The organism is Hyphococcus sp. (assembly GCF_041986965.1).
Lineage (GTDB): Bacteria > Pseudomonadota > Alphaproteobacteria > Caulobacterales > Parvularculaceae > Hyphococcus.
In genome coordinates, this window is record NZ_JBHIXB010000001.1 from 140,367 (window position 1) to 153,781 (window position 13,415).

At 59.6% G+C, this 13,415-nt stretch carries 12 protein-coding genes and 1 tRNA gene; 3 read left to right on the forward strand and 10 right to left on the reverse strand.

Annotated elements, in window-relative coordinates; genetic code table 11:
- Window positions 1-67: 67 nt before the first annotated feature.
- The 7 genes from dnaN to aroA all read right to left on the reverse strand — a co-directional run bounded on the left by dnaN (window position 68) and on the right by aroA (window position 8,918).
- The gene (dnaN, locus tag ACFC5L_RS00670) at window positions 68-1,183 is read right to left on the reverse strand and encodes a DNA polymerase III subunit beta (RefSeq protein ID WP_375202212.1); all 1,116 of its coding nucleotides are present in this window, start codon (window positions 1,181-1,183) and stop codon (window positions 68-70) included.
- 289 nt (window positions 1,184-1,472) lie between these two features.
- On the reverse strand, window positions 1,473-2,903 hold the full coding sequence (locus ACFC5L_RS00675) for a DnaA ATPase domain-containing protein (protein ID WP_375202211.1): 1,431 nt from the start codon (window positions 2,901-2,903) through the stop codon (window positions 1,473-1,475).
- A 629-nt stretch (window positions 2,904-3,532) separates the two neighbouring features.
- Entirely contained in the window at window positions 3,533-3,799 is a 267-nt protein-coding gene (gene rpsT / locus ACFC5L_RS00680; protein ID WP_375202210.1) for a 30S ribosomal protein S20, read from the reverse strand.
- Between the two features lie 128 nt (window positions 3,800-3,927).
- The gene (gene mutM / locus ACFC5L_RS00685; protein ID WP_375202209.1) at window positions 3,928-4,788 is read right to left on the reverse strand and encodes a bifunctional DNA-formamidopyrimidine glycosylase/DNA-(apurinic or apyrimidinic site) lyase; all 861 of its coding nucleotides are present in this window, start codon (window positions 4,786-4,788) and stop codon (window positions 3,928-3,930) included.
- Window positions 4,789-4,936: 148 nt separating this feature from the next.
- Entirely contained in the window at window positions 4,937-6,640 is a 1,704-nt protein-coding gene (gene rpsA, locus ACFC5L_RS00690) for a 30S ribosomal protein S1 (RefSeq protein ID WP_375202208.1), read from the reverse strand.
- Between the two features lie 175 nt (window positions 6,641-6,815).
- Complete coding sequence (cmk, locus tag ACFC5L_RS00695; protein WP_375202207.1) at window positions 6,816-7,487, reverse strand: (d)CMP kinase; 672 nt, start codon at window positions 7,485-7,487, stop codon at window positions 6,816-6,818.
- Window positions 7,488-7,547: 60 nt separating this feature from the next.
- Window positions 7,548-8,918, reverse strand: coding sequence for a 3-phosphoshikimate 1-carboxyvinyltransferase (gene aroA / locus ACFC5L_RS00700; RefSeq protein ID WP_375202206.1), 1,371 nt, complete (start codon window positions 8,916-8,918; stop codon window positions 7,548-7,550).
- Between the two features lie 114 nt (window positions 8,919-9,032).
- Here aroA and ACFC5L_RS00705 point away from each other — a divergent pair, with 114 nt between their 5' ends.
- Together ACFC5L_RS00705 and ACFC5L_RS00710 are read left to right on the forward strand one after the other, a co-directional pair.
- The gene (locus tag ACFC5L_RS00705; RefSeq protein WP_375202205.1) at window positions 9,033-9,467 is read left to right on the forward strand and encodes a TIGR02300 family protein; all 435 of its coding nucleotides are present in this window, start codon (window positions 9,033-9,035) and stop codon (window positions 9,465-9,467) included.
- A 128-nt stretch (window positions 9,468-9,595) separates the two neighbouring features.
- Window positions 9,596-9,671: transfer RNA gene (locus ACFC5L_RS00710), tRNA-Ala, on the forward strand.
- A gap of 42 nt (window positions 9,672-9,713) precedes the next feature.
- Here the strand turns inward: ACFC5L_RS00710 and ACFC5L_RS00715 are convergent.
- The 3 genes from ACFC5L_RS00715 to ACFC5L_RS00725 form a co-directional block, all read right to left on the reverse strand.
- Window positions 9,714-10,292: a TadE/TadG family type IV pilus assembly protein gene (locus tag ACFC5L_RS00715; protein WP_375202204.1), complete on the reverse strand. Its 579-nt coding sequence runs from the start codon at window positions 10,290-10,292 to the stop codon at window positions 9,714-9,716.
- A complete protein-coding gene (locus ACFC5L_RS00720) occupies window positions 10,292-10,786 on the reverse strand; it encodes a TadE family protein (RefSeq protein ID WP_375202203.1) in 495 nt (164 codons plus the stop codon). The genes ACFC5L_RS00715 and ACFC5L_RS00720 overlap by 1 nt, the downstream gene beginning before the upstream one ends.
- Before the next feature lie 209 nt (window positions 10,787-10,995).
- Window positions 10,996-11,721 (reverse strand): YbjN domain-containing protein, encoded by a 726-nt coding sequence (locus ACFC5L_RS00725; RefSeq protein ID WP_375202202.1) that lies wholly within the window; start codon window positions 11,719-11,721, stop codon window positions 10,996-10,998.
- Between the two features lie 143 nt (window positions 11,722-11,864).
- On the opposite strand from ACFC5L_RS00725, the gene ACFC5L_RS00730 reads away from it, so the two are divergent.
- The gene (locus ACFC5L_RS00730; RefSeq protein ID WP_375202201.1) at window positions 11,865-13,349 is read left to right on the forward strand and encodes an RsmB/NOP family class I SAM-dependent RNA methyltransferase; all 1,485 of its coding nucleotides are present in this window, start codon (window positions 11,865-11,867) and stop codon (window positions 13,347-13,349) included.
- The last annotated feature ends 66 nt before the right edge of the window (window positions 13,350-13,415 follow it).

Sequence of the window (13,415 nt, forward strand, 5' to 3'; positions counted from 1 at the left end):
CGTTTCGCCGCCGCCGCATCCTGCTGCGTTTCGCTATCCCATTTTCTGGCGACCGCTTCGCTCAAGATCAGACCCTTAGCGGCATCAGGACGTAAAGCGCGTTCTCGTCCTCTTCATCGAGGATAACGGTGGGCGAGGACGGATCGGCGAGCTTGAATGTCGCCGTTTCACCATCGACCTGTTGCGCAACATCAAGGAGATAACGCGCATTGAAACCGATCTCCAACGGATCGCCGCCATAGTCGACGGAAAGCTCCTCAAGCGCGGAGCCCGCCTCCGGATTGTTGACGGTAAGCCGCAGCCGGTCCGCCTCAAGGGCCAGCTTCACCGAGCGCGTGCGGTCCGCCGAGACCGTCGAAACACGGTCGACAGCCTGCGAGAAATCCTTGGTCTCTACGCGTAGGACATTGGCGTTGCCTTTTGGAATGACGCGTTCGTAATCGGGGAACGATCCGTCGATCAGCTTTGACGTCAGATACCCGGCGCCGAACCCGAAACGAATTTTCGCCGGCGACACCGCGATCTCGACATTTTCCTCAGCATCTTCAAGAAGCCGCCCGAGCTCGGCGATCGCCTTGCGCGGCACGATAACGCCGGGCATCGATGCAGCGCCGTCCGGCAACGGCGCATCGATGCGCGCAAGACGGTGGCCGTCGGTCGCCGCGGCGCGCAGCGCCGGCGCGTCGCCGTCATGGGCGTGCAAATAGACGCCGTTGAGATAATAGCGCGTTTCTTCCTGCGACATGGCGAACCGCGCCTTGCCGAGAAGGCGGCGCAGATCGGCGGTCGGCATGGAGAACCGTGTTTCCAGATCGTCAGTTGAAAGGCTCGGAAAATCATCTTCGGGCAAAATAGCGAGCGCAAACTGGGAACGCCCCGACGAAACCTGAAGGCGGCCCTCATCGCCGGAAAGCTCAAGCCGCACCTGCGCGCCGTCAGGCAGGCGCTTGACGATCTCAAACAACGTCAGCGCCGACACCGTGGTCGCGCCCTTGCCGGCGACATCCGCCGGCGCCTCTTCGGAGATTTCGATATCGAGATCGGTTGCGGTGAGCGTGAGCGCGCCGCCCTGCGCCTGCAACAGCACATTGGACAAAATCGGGATCGTGTTCCGCCGCTCCACAACGCTTTGCACATGCCCCAGCGCCTTGGACAGGGCCGACCGTTCAATCGTAACTTTCATATGCGGAATGCTCTCTCGAAAATGCTGCCTGCAAAATGCCGCCAAGCGGCGTGGATATCCGCCGAATAAACCGGCCCGGAAACGCCGTTCGGAAGGCCCTCCGCTCCGGCGCTTCAGCGCCAGCGAAAAGGGGCGTGAAAACAGCGAATCGAAAGGCGAAAAACCCTTTGCCAGTATAGCCGAAACAGCCCTTAAAAAGCTAGCGCCGGCGCGTATTTCACACGCCGGCGCGGTCTTTCCACAGGACTGTTTTTATGTGCTTTTTCGGCCCGGAAATCCGAGCCCGAAATCAGCCCTCAAGCGCCTCGCGAATTCGCTTCACGCCGTCCTGAAACGCCTTGTCGCGCTCGATCAGCGCCTGGGCGCGGCGATAGGACGACATCACCGTCGTATGATCGCGTTTCAGCGCCTTGCCAATGCGCGGAAAGGACTCCTTGAGGACCTCGCGCGCGCACCAGACCACCGCATGACGGGCGCGGACAATGCGCTGCGGCTGGGACCGGCCGGTCATGTCCTCGAGCTTCAGGCCGAACGCCTCAGCCCCGGCGGCGATGGCGTCGTCGACGGTGGCCGCCCGGCGGCGGTCGTCCAGACGCGATTTAAGGACCGATTTCGCCTCATCAAGATCGACCACAACCTCTTCCGACCCGTACATCAAAAGGAGCTGATTGAGGGCGCCAATGGTTTCACGCGTCGACTGGGTGAAAGTGCGGGCGATATAGGCGAGCGCTTCATCGGAGATGCGGCAGGCGGCCGGGCTTTGTTCAACGCGCTTTTTCAGAACGGCGAGGCGCAGCGCCTCATCACCAGGATGGATCGGGGCGCAAATGCCGCCCGCAAGACGGTCAGCAAGACGCTGGTTAAGACCCGCCTCCGCCAGTTTCGCAGGCGGAAGCTCGCCTGCAATGACTACCTGTTTGCCGCTGTCGAGCGCTGCGTCGATCACGATAAGTAACTCCTCCTGTGTGCGATTTTTACCGTTCAAGAAATGAATGTCGTCAAAGCCGAGAAAGCCGAAAGACAAAAGCGCCTTGTGGAGCGCGGCGGTCGAGTTGGACCAGACCGCGCTGACGCAGGCGTTGGAAAGATTGTTGTAGGTCACATAACCCGCCTCACCGCGGCTTTGATCCTGCGACCAGGCATGCGCAATCGCCTGCAGAAGGTGGGTCTTGCCGACGCCCGAGGGACCGTAAAAGTAAATCAGCTCCCGCGCGCGCCCTTCCGACAACGCTTCCTGCGCCGCCGCCCAGGCGATGCGGTTGGATGCATGAACCGCGAACGCATCGAATGTCCGGCGCGGATCGAGGCCCGTTGCGAGCCCTTCGAAAGACGCCGTTTCTTTTCCATCTTTCTGGCGCGCTCTCACCGCAGGCGTCGCCGCTTCCGGCGCGGCGGCGCGGCGCTCTTCCTGAGCGTCGATACGCGCCGCATATTCGCTGAGTTTGGTTTTAAGAACCGTCAGACGCATCTTTTGAAACGGCCCAACTTCCTTGCGCCAGGTCTCTTCAAGCACTGGAAAGAACCGGTGGTCGAGCATGTCCCGCTTTGCTTCAGACCCCGTCGACAGCGTCACGCACTCATCATTGTAATCTTCCAGCCCAAGGTCCTTGAACCAGGATACATATTTCGCATCGCCAACGCGCACGCGCAGCGCAGCGTGATAACGCTTAAACAACTCTGACTGATTTTCCCGCCCGCTCATTTCTTTTTCGTTGTCCATTTTGAAGCCGCCCGAAATTTAAGGTCAAATTCCCCCATTGCGCGGACCACCCCCTGCTCCGCGCAAAGTTTTCGATTTAACGATGTTGTCAGAAAGTCGGCCAAAGGGCCGACGCGTAATGTCGGGTTAACTGAGAAGACCCGCGGCGTCCATAATCTTATTAGCAATAAACAGGTATGGAAGAGTTTCGCCGCTTTTCATTTTTATGTCCCCGACTTTTAAAGTCAAAAGCGTGCCTACGCGGCAGCCGTTGTGAGAGAGAGAAAACGGCCGACCAAAAACACCGAACAAACTGTAACTGATGGCGCGGTAATTCGTCCGCACGCGTCATAATTGACAAAACACAGTGTAGTTAATCTTAAGGATGAGCGTCAAGCTTTGATTCGCCCCTACGGTGTTTTTTATGTCGTTTTTTTTACGCTGACTTTATTGCAAAACATCAACAAAAATCACGCTTACAGCAAAAACAAATCGTTACGCTACGAAGCCTACATTATAAGCGAGCGCGCAATCAATGCATGAGCATGTTGTGCGCGTCTGCCTTAAATTTACATTAGAAAAAACAAAAACGCGTTCGCAAGATTTTACGAACGCGCTTCGAAACTAAAATTGAAAAAAACGATAATCGGTTATGCAGCGAGCGATTTAATGCGCGAAGAAAGACGCGACAATTTGCGAGCAACCGTCTTCGAATGAAAGACGCCTTTGTTCACAGCGCGATGCAATTCAGGTTGCGCATCCTTGAACGCACTTTCCGCAGCCGCTTTGTCGCCGGAGGAAATCGCTTCCTCGACTTTGCGCAGGAATGTGCGCACACGTGAACGGCGGGATTTATTCACTGCCGTGCGGCGCGCAATCTTGCGGACCATTTTTTTCGCCGACGATGTATTAGCCATGTTTCGTCACTCAATCTGGAGGTCAATCTTTTAGCGCTTTCATTGTCTCAATGTCGGCGCGAGCGGCGGTCTATAGACCCCGGGGCGGAGGCCGTCAACAGCGGAAAGAGCCTTATTTTTCGCGAATATTAACGCTGACAAGACGGGCAGAAAAAGGTCGACCTTCCGCCCTGCACCATACGGCGGATCGGTTTGTCGCAGCGGCGACAATTTTCACCTTCCCGGTCATAAACGTCAAAGCGGTGCTGAAAATAGCCGAGCGCCCCGTCCGCCGCCGCAAAATCCCTGAGGCTGGAGCCGCCCGCCTCTATCGCCTCCCGCAAAACGGCGATTATCTCGCCATAGAGCCGGTCTGAGCGCTTTCCGGCGACCGATGCGGCTTTGCGGCGGGGGGAAACGCCCGCCCGGTAGAGCGCTTCGCAGACATAGATATTGCCCAGTCCCGCGACGACCCCCTGATCAAGAAGCGCGGCCTTGATAGGGGCGCCCTTGCCGGAAAGCGCTTCTTTCAGCGTTGCCGCCGAAAAGCTGTTGCCGAGCGGCTCGGGACCCATTGCCTTGAAATGACGACAAGTCTCCAGCCCGTCCGGCGCGGCGATATCCATAAACCCGAACCGGCGCGGATCATTATAGGTGATCCGGGCGGGCCTGGGCCCGGTCATCTCAAAAACCACATGGTCATGTTTGGGATCACATTCCTGCGCCAGGGCGAAAACGCCCGGACGGGACCGGTCCGCCTCCTCAATGGTGAAACGCCCCGACATGCCAAGATGCATGATCAGACTTTCGCCCGAAGACAGCCGCGCGATCAGATATTTGCCCCGGCGGTCAAGGCTTTCGACCCTGCGCCCTTCAAGCCGCTCCGCAAACCCCTCCGGCAGGGGGAAACGCAAATCCGGACGGCGCGCCTCCACGCGCTCAAAGACAGCCCCCTCCATCACCGGCTGGAGGCCGCGGCGAACCGTTTCGACTTCGGGTAATTCAGGCATGAACAGCGTCAGCGCCAAGAGGTTAAAAACAGGGCGAATTTTTTGAAAACCGCCGCCAATACCTAAACCTGTGGAGCGCCAATTCCCATAGAAAAACGCCCCCGCGGAGACCGCAGGGGCGTTAAAAACACACGCAAAAAGCTTTGCGTTAGTCGTCTTTGTTGGCGCCTTTGAGCGCAGCGCCGAGAATGTCGCCGAGCGATGCGCCGGAATCCGCAGATCCGAACTGCTCCACGGCCTGTTTTTCTTCCGCCACTTCGCGCGCCTTGATGGAGACGTTGATGCGGCGCGTCTTGGAGTCGATCGACGTGACGCGCGCATCGATCTTGTCGCCGACGGCGAAACGCTCAGGGCGCTGCTCGGAGCGGTCTTTCGACAGATCCGACTTGCGGATGAAGGCTTTCGGGCCTTCGTCGGCGCCAATCTGAACCTCAATGCCGCCGCTTTCGATGGCGGTGACGGTGCAAGTGACGTCAGAGCCGCGGGAAATGTCGCCAATGGCGTCCATGGGATCGGAGCCGACCTGTTTGACGCCAAGCGAAATGCGCTCTTTTTCCGGATCAACATCGAGAACCTTGGCCTGAATGACCTGGCCTTTCTGATAATCCTTGATCGCTTCTTCGCCCTGACGGTTCCAGTCGAGATCGGAAAGGTGGACCATACCGTCCATCTCTTCATTGAGACCGACGAACAGACCGAATTCGGTGATGTTCTTGATCTCGCCCTCGATCATGGAGCCGATCGGATGCTCTTCCGCGAAGCGCTCCCACGGATTGTCGGCGCACTGTTTCAGGCCAAGCGAAATGCGGCGTTTCTGTTCGTCGACTTCGAGCACCATCACTTCGACTTCCTGAGAAGTGGAAACGATCTTGCCCGGATGGACGTTCTTCTTCACCCAGCTCATTTCAGAGACGTGGACGAGGCCTTCGATGCCGTCTTCCAGCTCAACAAACGCGCCGTAGTCGGTGATGTTCGTGACTTTGCCGGAGAACTTGGCGCCGACCGGATATTTCGCCGCCACGCCTTCCCACGGATCAGGCGTAAGCTGCTTGATGCCGAGTGAAATACGGTGCGTTTCCGGATTGATCTTGATGATCTTGACGCGAACGGTGTCATTGACGCCGAGCACTTCCGACGGATGATTGACGCGCGACCAGGACATGTCGGTGACATGGAGAAGACCATCAACGCCTGGCGCCAGCTCAACGAAGGCGCCGTATTCGGTGATGTTCTTCACTACGCCTTCGCGCTCATCCCCCTCGTTCAGTTCCTTGACGACTTCCTGACGCTGTTCGGCGCGATCTTCTTCAAGAATGGCGCGGCGCGAAACAACGATATTGCCGCGGCGCTTGTCCATTTTCAAAATGCGGAAAGGCTGCGGAATGTTCATCAACGGGCCGGCGTCGCGCACGGGGCGAATGTCGACCTGTGAACCGGGAAGGAACGCAACGGCGCCGCCGAGATCGACCGTGAAGCCGCCTTTGACGCGGTTGAAGATTTCGCCGTCGACGCGTTCGTTCTTTTCGAACGTTTTCTCGAGGCGGTCCCAGGCTTCCTCGCGGCGCGCTTTTTCGCGGCTGATCACCGCTTCGCCGTTTGCGTTTTCAACGCGTTCGACAAAGACTTCGACGGTGTCGCCGACGCTGAGATCAGCGGGCTTGCCAGGCTGGGAAAATTCTTTGAGAGGCACGCGGCCTTCGGTTTTCAAACCAACATCGATGACGGCGACGTCTTTTTCGATGGCGGTGATTTTGCCTTGAACGACCGTTTCTTCAAAATCCTGACGGCCAACAAGGGAGGCTTCGAGCATTTCCGCGAAATCGTCGCGGGTCGGGTTAAGGGTTTCAGACACGAGTGTCACTTATCTCCAGGTTTCAGCTTTAAGTGCCAACCGGTTTATCCGGCGGTCTTTCCGGAGGGTTGGCCCCGCCGGACAATTGAGCCGAGTTAAAGTTATGACGGCGCTCATTCCGGATAGACGGACACAAAAACACGTTTTCTGATGTGGATCGGCGAAGGGCTGAAACTCAGCCGCAGCGCCGGAAAACGCCGTCAATCACGCGGCGCGCCGCCGCGAAGGCCGCGTCTATAGACAAATGAGTCGTGTCTAGCAACTCCGCATCGTCCGCCGCCGCCATGGGCGCGTCGTCGCGGGCGGCGTCCCTCGCGTCACGCTCCAGAAGATCCTGATATATCTCGGTTTCTTCCAGCCCCGGACGGGCCGGAGCCAGCTCCAGCCAGCGCCGGTGGGCGCGCACTTCCGGGCTCGCCGTGACAAAGAACTTCACGGTCGCGTCCGGACAGACCACGGTGCCAATATCCCGGCCGTCCAAAACCGCGCCCTTGGCCCCTTTCGGCGGCTTGCGGGCGAAGCGGCGCTGAAAGTCGAGGAGCGCCGCACGGACCTCTGGATTGGCAGCGACCACGCTCGCCGCGGCCCCCACTTCCTTGGTGCGGATATCAACGCCGGCGATCTTGTCGATGGCGTAGCCCTCGGCCGCCGCCGCAGCGATGGCGGGATCGGCCGGATCGCCGCCCTCATGCAAAACCAGCCAGGCGACACCGCGATAAAGCGTGCCCGTATCGAGATAGGCCAGTCCGTAATGATCGGAGATAAGGCGCGCCAAGGTGCCTTTGCCGGATGCGGCGGGCCCGTCGAGCGCGATCACAATAGAAGGGGTCCCGGATACATGGTCCATGGGGAGGTCACTTATGCGTATGCGCGCGCCCAAGGCAAGGCGCCAAATCAGAACAGGCCGTCACACCGCGCCCATATCTCCGCCGAGCGACATCATGAGGCCAAAAAATTCCGGAAAGCTGGTCGCGATCATCGAAGCGTCATCAATTTCCACGGGTTTTTCGCTCGCCAGCCCGGCGACAAGAAAGCTCATCGCGATGCGATGATCATGATGGGTCTTGATCAGCGCCCCACCCTTCAAGCCGCCCTTCGGCCCTGAGCCTTTTCCGCGCACGCGCAGCCAATCAGGCCCGCTTGCGGCGTCGCCGCCAATCGCCGCCAGCCCCGCTTCGACACAAGCGATGCGATCACTTTCCTTGACCCGCAATTCGCCGAGCCCGCGCATCATGGTCTCCCCATGCGCATGGGCCGCAACGATCGCGAGGATCGGATATTCGTCAATCATGGAAGGCGCGCGCGACGCGGGAACTTCAACGCCATGGAGCAGCGAATGGCGCGCGCGAATATCCGCCACCGGTTCACCATTTTCATCGCGCTCATTTTCAAAGGAGATATCCGCGCCCATCTCCTTCAATGTCTCATAAAAGCCGATACGCAGCGGATTGATGAGAACGCCCTTCACCGTGACGTCAGAGCCTTCGGTAATCAGGGCCGCCGCAATCGGGAACGCCGCCGAAGACGGATCGCCCGGAACCGCCACGTCGCAGGCGTTAAGGGGTTGTCCGCCTGCGACTTCGATGAACCGCCCGCCCTCGCCATCCGGCGTCATGGAAAGCGACGCACCGAAGGCCGCCAGCATCCGTTCCGTATGGTCGCGGCAAAGCTCCGGCTCATGCACCCGGGTGACGCCGTCAGCCCCAAGCGCCGCCAGCAAAATCGCCGACTTCACCTGCGCGGACGGGGTCGCCAACTTCACATTAATGGCTTTCAGGTCCTCGCATGCCTCAAGGTCCACAGGCAGGCGCCCATCGCGGTCCGTCGCCTCCACCCCCATCATGCGCAGGGGTTCCAGAACACGGCCCATGGGCCGCGAGCGCAAGGAAACATCGCCCTCGAAAGACGTCGCCACATGCGCCCCGGCCGCAGCGCCCATGATGAGCCGCACGCCGGTCCCCGAATTGCCGAAATAAAGCGGCCTTGTCGGCGCGGCCCAAGCCGCGCCCTCAACGCGCCAGATCGCCCCGCTGGAACTCCGGTCCCGCTCCACGCCAACGCCAAGCGCACGCATGGCCGCCGCCGTCCGCAAGACGTCATCCGCCTCAAGAAGGCCGGTAATCCGGGTCTCGCCTCTCGCCAGCGCGCCGAGGATCAAGGCGCGGTGCGAAATGGACTTGTCCCCCGGCGCTGTCACGACGCCGGTTAGCGGCCCCGTTCGGCGGGCGTCAGCGCGTCCAGATGGGGCGCGCCGCCAGCGCGCCTTCGTCGCATTCATGAAGCTCAGTTCTCCTTGAAGCCCTCTCGCCGGGCGCAATCCTTTTGACAGCCGCCCCCGCCCGTGGCAACAGGTCCGCTTTCATCACAGATTTCCCCACGGACGGCACTATACATGACGAAACCAGAACTCGGCGTTAAGCGCGATTGTCCCGAATGTGGCGCCCGCTTTTACGACCTCAACAAAGAACCCGCGCATTGCCCAAAATGCGACCATGAGTTCATTCCCGAAGCGCTTTTGAAACCGCGCCGCGCGCGCAAGGAAGATGAAGAGCAAACGACGGAGGAGACCAAAACCTCCGAAAAGGAAACAACGCTCGAAAAAGCCGAAAAAGAAAAACGCGCGCCCAAATCAAATCGCCGTCCGGCCCTTGATGAAGACAAGGATGACGAGGACGACGATGATGATGATGAACTGGCGGGCATCGCAGATATCGGCGTCGACCTCGACGACGATGACGACGAGGAGGACAATAGCGGTCTCCTCGACGACGATGACGATGACGACGTAACCGGCATCGTGAAAAAAGGCGGCGAAAGCGACGACTAGCCGGACGCGGCGCACTCGAAAAATCGTCTTGCATCAACGCAGCGGCGTCGCTAGGTTCCGCTGCTCACGCGCCCGGCAGGGGAGTGTGAAAACCGAGGGGCGCGCCCCAATCGCGCCCGGAATGGATCGGGGCTATAGCTCAGTTGGGAGAGCGCTTGCATGGCATGCAAGAGGTCGTCGGTTCGATTCCGACTAGCTCCACCATTTCCCTTAATATCAAACAGTCTTTCTGATTTTAGCCAGCGCTTACGACGTGCACGACGCCGGGGTCGTGCAAAGCTGTACACGCACAGAGCGACGCGGCCAGCGCGACGCCGTGCTTTCAAAATTGATCGGCGGGATGACCATTTTCGATATCGCAGAGCTGTAAGAGTAAGAAATTTCAGCGACAAGAATGGATGACCCGGGATCGATCAGGGTCGCTGTGGGCAAGGCGTTATAGGCGGCGCCCTTGGCGTAAGGCTCGCCGCCTTCATTGTCGCGGCTCCAATGCACGACCGGATCGCCCTCAGGGTCATTGATTACGCTAACCAGACGGATGCTCATGGGCGCATCAGCGTCATCGACGATTTGCCGGACGCCGCCGAAGAGATCATCCGCGTCAGACGTCAGGAGTTTCGTTTCCTGTGACGCCAGATCGGCCAGCGTATTCACGGCAAGGTCGACTTGCCGGCTGCGCGCAAGACCGTCCGCGCTCTCCACAACGCCAAAGAAGAGCAGGATCAACACCGGCGCCACAAGCGCAAACTCCGCCGTCGCCATGCCGGACCGGCAAGACCGCCAACGCCGGACAAACCTTCCCGCAATGTCAATCCGCCGCAACATTAAAACCCCTCGAACGGTTCATTACGGAAAATCGAGACGGAGATAATTTCACGGTCGCCATGTTTTGTTTGCCCCAGACTAAGACCGAGCCCGGGGTTCACAGGCTTGTACAGAAAACATATCCGCACCCGGATAATATCCCGCTGACGCCCATAATCGCTTGCGCCAAATTGCGCGCCGGCGATCGTCGGGTCATCCCTGTCGCGACACACCGGCTCAGAGAGATCGTCGGCCAGCGCCGCAAAGTTGGAAAACTTGGAAATGTCTATCGTCAGCTTTTCGCTGCAATCTCCAAAATTGCTGACAACCCTGCAAATCTCATCGAAAAAAGCGTCCGAAGACATGTTGTTATTTTGGGCCTGTCCCGTCCTGATCAGCCGCGCGGCGTTTGCACTCGCCTGCTGAACCGAGGTGGTGACAAAAAAGTACCAGCCCGCTTCAAGGATCGAGAAAATAAGAGCCAGCAACACGGGCGCGACGATGGCGAACTCCACCGCCGTCGATCCCTTTCGGTTTCCGACCCACGCTCTAGCCGTTCTAAGAGGCATTTCCCGCCCAAAACACGCAACACCGGACGCATATTTTGCGCCGGCAATCTATCGTTAAGAAGTAAAACGGCGGCCTTAAAGAAGGGTCAGGAAACATGCTTAACAAAAAGAAAAAGCGCCCCTGAGGGGCGCTCTTTCAAGAGGTGAAGCCGCCGCTAATCGAGTTTATTTTCGATCTTGTTGCGCGGCGCAGTTTCATCCTTGAGAAGCATCTGGATCATTTCCGCGCCTTGCTCGAAACCTTCGCGATGCTCATCAGCCTGCATCGTCATCGCCGAGTCAACGCCGGTGAAGTGATTAAGCGCCTGACGGTTCAGCGATGACGAGGCCAGATCATCCGCATAACCTTCCAGGCTCACCGTCTGATGCGCATTGGCGAGCTCGCCCGCAAACATTTCCGCAAGCCCGAGGAAGTTGACGACGGACGACGCAATATTGCCGCGCGGAATGCCATAATCGGCGATGTCGTAACGGCTCACATAAGCGGCGCCGCTTTGATCGATGCCGGCGGTGCCGAAGGGATAGCGCACATTAAACGCCTGCACCGTCTGCGGGTTGGCGTTGGCGTCGGTAAAGAACGTCACCGCCTGCATGCCGGAGCACTCGGCGCCGTTGCACACGGTGAAAAACAGAATGAACTGCATGGAGCCGCTGGCGGCGTGAATATATTGCGCCCCATTGTCGAGCTGGCGCACCTGCCAGGGCATCCCGAGTTCATTCAGAACGGGCCCGACCGACTGAACGCTGAATTTGCGAACCACCGTTTCCGGATTGGACAGGCTCGATCCGGCGCTCATCTCATTTTGCGCCGATGCGCCGGACGACACCCCTGCCGACAGCGCCATCGCCGCAGCGCCCAAAATAGCGGTAATCTTCTTCATGACCCCTCTTCCCCTTAAAAACTCGCGCCAGCCCTCACTGGCGAGCCTTAACCTTAGGCGAAAAGAGCGCGCACGGCCAGATGCGGGTTTTCCCACTGATTTTGGGTGACTTTCCGCCTTAGGCGTGGTTTACGCGGGCCCTTATGGAAAAACGACCGTTTTCAGGACCGAAAAGCCGCGACGGCGCCCGGCGCAGCAAGCCCGACCGGGCTTTTGACAAGCCGCGTCCTAAACGCCGGCGTGATGACGATGACGGCCGCCCGGATAACCAACGAGACGGCAAGGAAGACGGCGCGCCAGCCCGTCCGCTGTCAACGATGCCGGGCGTCGAAGCGCGCCGCACCGTCCTCGAAATTCTCGACCGCGTCAGCGAGGGGGCCACGCTTGATGACGCGATCGCCCGCACCCGCCCATTCGCACATCTTGAAGGCCCGGACCGCAACTTTGCGCGTCTTCTGGCGACGGTGACCCTGCGACGCCGCGGCGCCATCGATCACATGATCGGCAACTGGCTCGACCGGCCGCTGCCGAAAAAATCTGCACGCGTGATGGACATTCTGCGGATCGCCGCCGCTCAGCTTTTGATTCTCGAAACGCCGCCGCACGCCGCGGTCGCCACCTCCGTCGAACTCGCCAATGAGCGTGGAGAAACCGGCGGCTACGCATCGCTTATCAACGCCATCGCTCGCAAGATTGCAGATGCGGGAACCGGCGCGTTTGAAAAAATTCCGGCGCGCACCGACACGCCGTCATGGATGTGGCGCGCCTGGGAGCGCAGCTACGGCCCCCACGGCGCCAAGGCCATCGCGGAGGCTCACCGCAGCACGCCGCCGCTCGACCTCACCTTCAAGCCGTCCGCAAATCTCGACGAGTGGGCGGCGCGCTTTGCAGAAGCCGGCCATGAGGCCGCTCATATTGCGCCGGCGACCCTGCGTCTCGCCAGGGCCAGCGATGTCAAAGCGCTGCCCGGTTACGAAGACGGCGCATGGTGGGTGCAGGATATCGCCGCGAGCCTGCCTGTCCGGCTCATGGGCGATGTCGCCGGCAAAACCGTTTTCGACCTCTGCGCCGCGCCGGGCGGCAAGACGCTGCAACTTGCAAGCGCGGGCGCGAATGTGACCGCCGTCGACAAATCCGGCACACGCATGGAGCGCGTCAGCGAGAATCTTCTGCGCACCAAACTCACCGCCAAGATCGTCGAAGACGATGCGCTGCGTTTCAAACCGCAGGAGAAAGCCGACATGATCCTGCTCGATGCGCCCTGTACGGCGACAGGGACCATTCGCCGCCATCCCGATATTCCCTGGTCAAAAGGCGAAACAGCGCTCTCAGCGCTTGCTGAGCTACAGGGCAAGATGATCGACCATGCGGTGAAGAACCTGCTCAAACCTGGCGGGCTTCTCGTCTATTGTGTCTGCTCGCTCCAGCGCGAGGAGGGCGAGGCCCAGGCGAAAGCGGCGCTCACGCGGCATTCTTCGCTTGAGCGCATCGCCGTTGCGGCGGACGAGATCGGCGGCCTTGAAAAGGCCGTCACTCGCGACGGAGACCTCAGAACACTGCCCTCGATGCTCGCCGGAAAAGGCGGCATGGACGGCTTCTTCGCCGCCCGGTTCCGCCTAAACGGCTGACGGCCCCGATAAATCGTTAAAAATTAAACATTTAAGCCGGGCTTACCGGGGCGAAAATCGACCGAA

Coding starts and splice junctions, on each gene's coding strand:
- dnaN (WP_375202212.1), bottom strand. CDS start 1,183: ATGAAAGTTACGATTGAACGGTCGGCCCTGTCCAAGGCGCTGGGGCAT.
- ACFC5L_RS00675 (WP_375202211.1), bottom strand. CDS start 2,903: ATGGACAACGAAAAAGAAATGAGCGGGCGGGAAAATCAGTCAGAGTTG.
- rpsT (WP_375202210.1), bottom strand. CDS start 3,799: ATGGCTAATACATCGTCGGCGAAAAAAATGGTCCGCAAGATTGCGCGC.
- mutM (WP_375202209.1), bottom strand. CDS start 4,788: ATGCCTGAATTACCCGAAGTCGAAACGGTTCGCCGCGGCCTCCAGCCG.
- cmk (WP_375202207.1), bottom strand. CDS start 7,487: ATGGACCATGTATCCGGGACCCCTTCTATTGTGATCGCGCTCGACGGG.
- aroA (WP_375202206.1), bottom strand. CDS start 8,918: ATGAATGCGACGAAGGCGCGCTGGCGGCGCGCCCCATCTGGACGCGCT.
- ACFC5L_RS00705 (WP_375202205.1), top strand. CDS start 9,033: ATGACGAAACCAGAACTCGGCGTTAAGCGCGATTGTCCCGAATGTGGC.
- ACFC5L_RS00715 (WP_375202204.1), bottom strand. CDS start 10,292: ATGTTGCGGCGGATTGACATTGCGGGAAGGTTTGTCCGGCGTTGGCGG.
- ACFC5L_RS00725 (WP_375202202.1), bottom strand. CDS start 11,721: ATGAAGAAGATTACCGCTATTTTGGGCGCTGCGGCGATGGCGCTGTCG.
- ACFC5L_RS00730 (WP_375202201.1), top strand. CDS start 11,865: ATGGAAAAACGACCGTTTTCAGGACCGAAAAGCCGCGACGGCGCCCGG.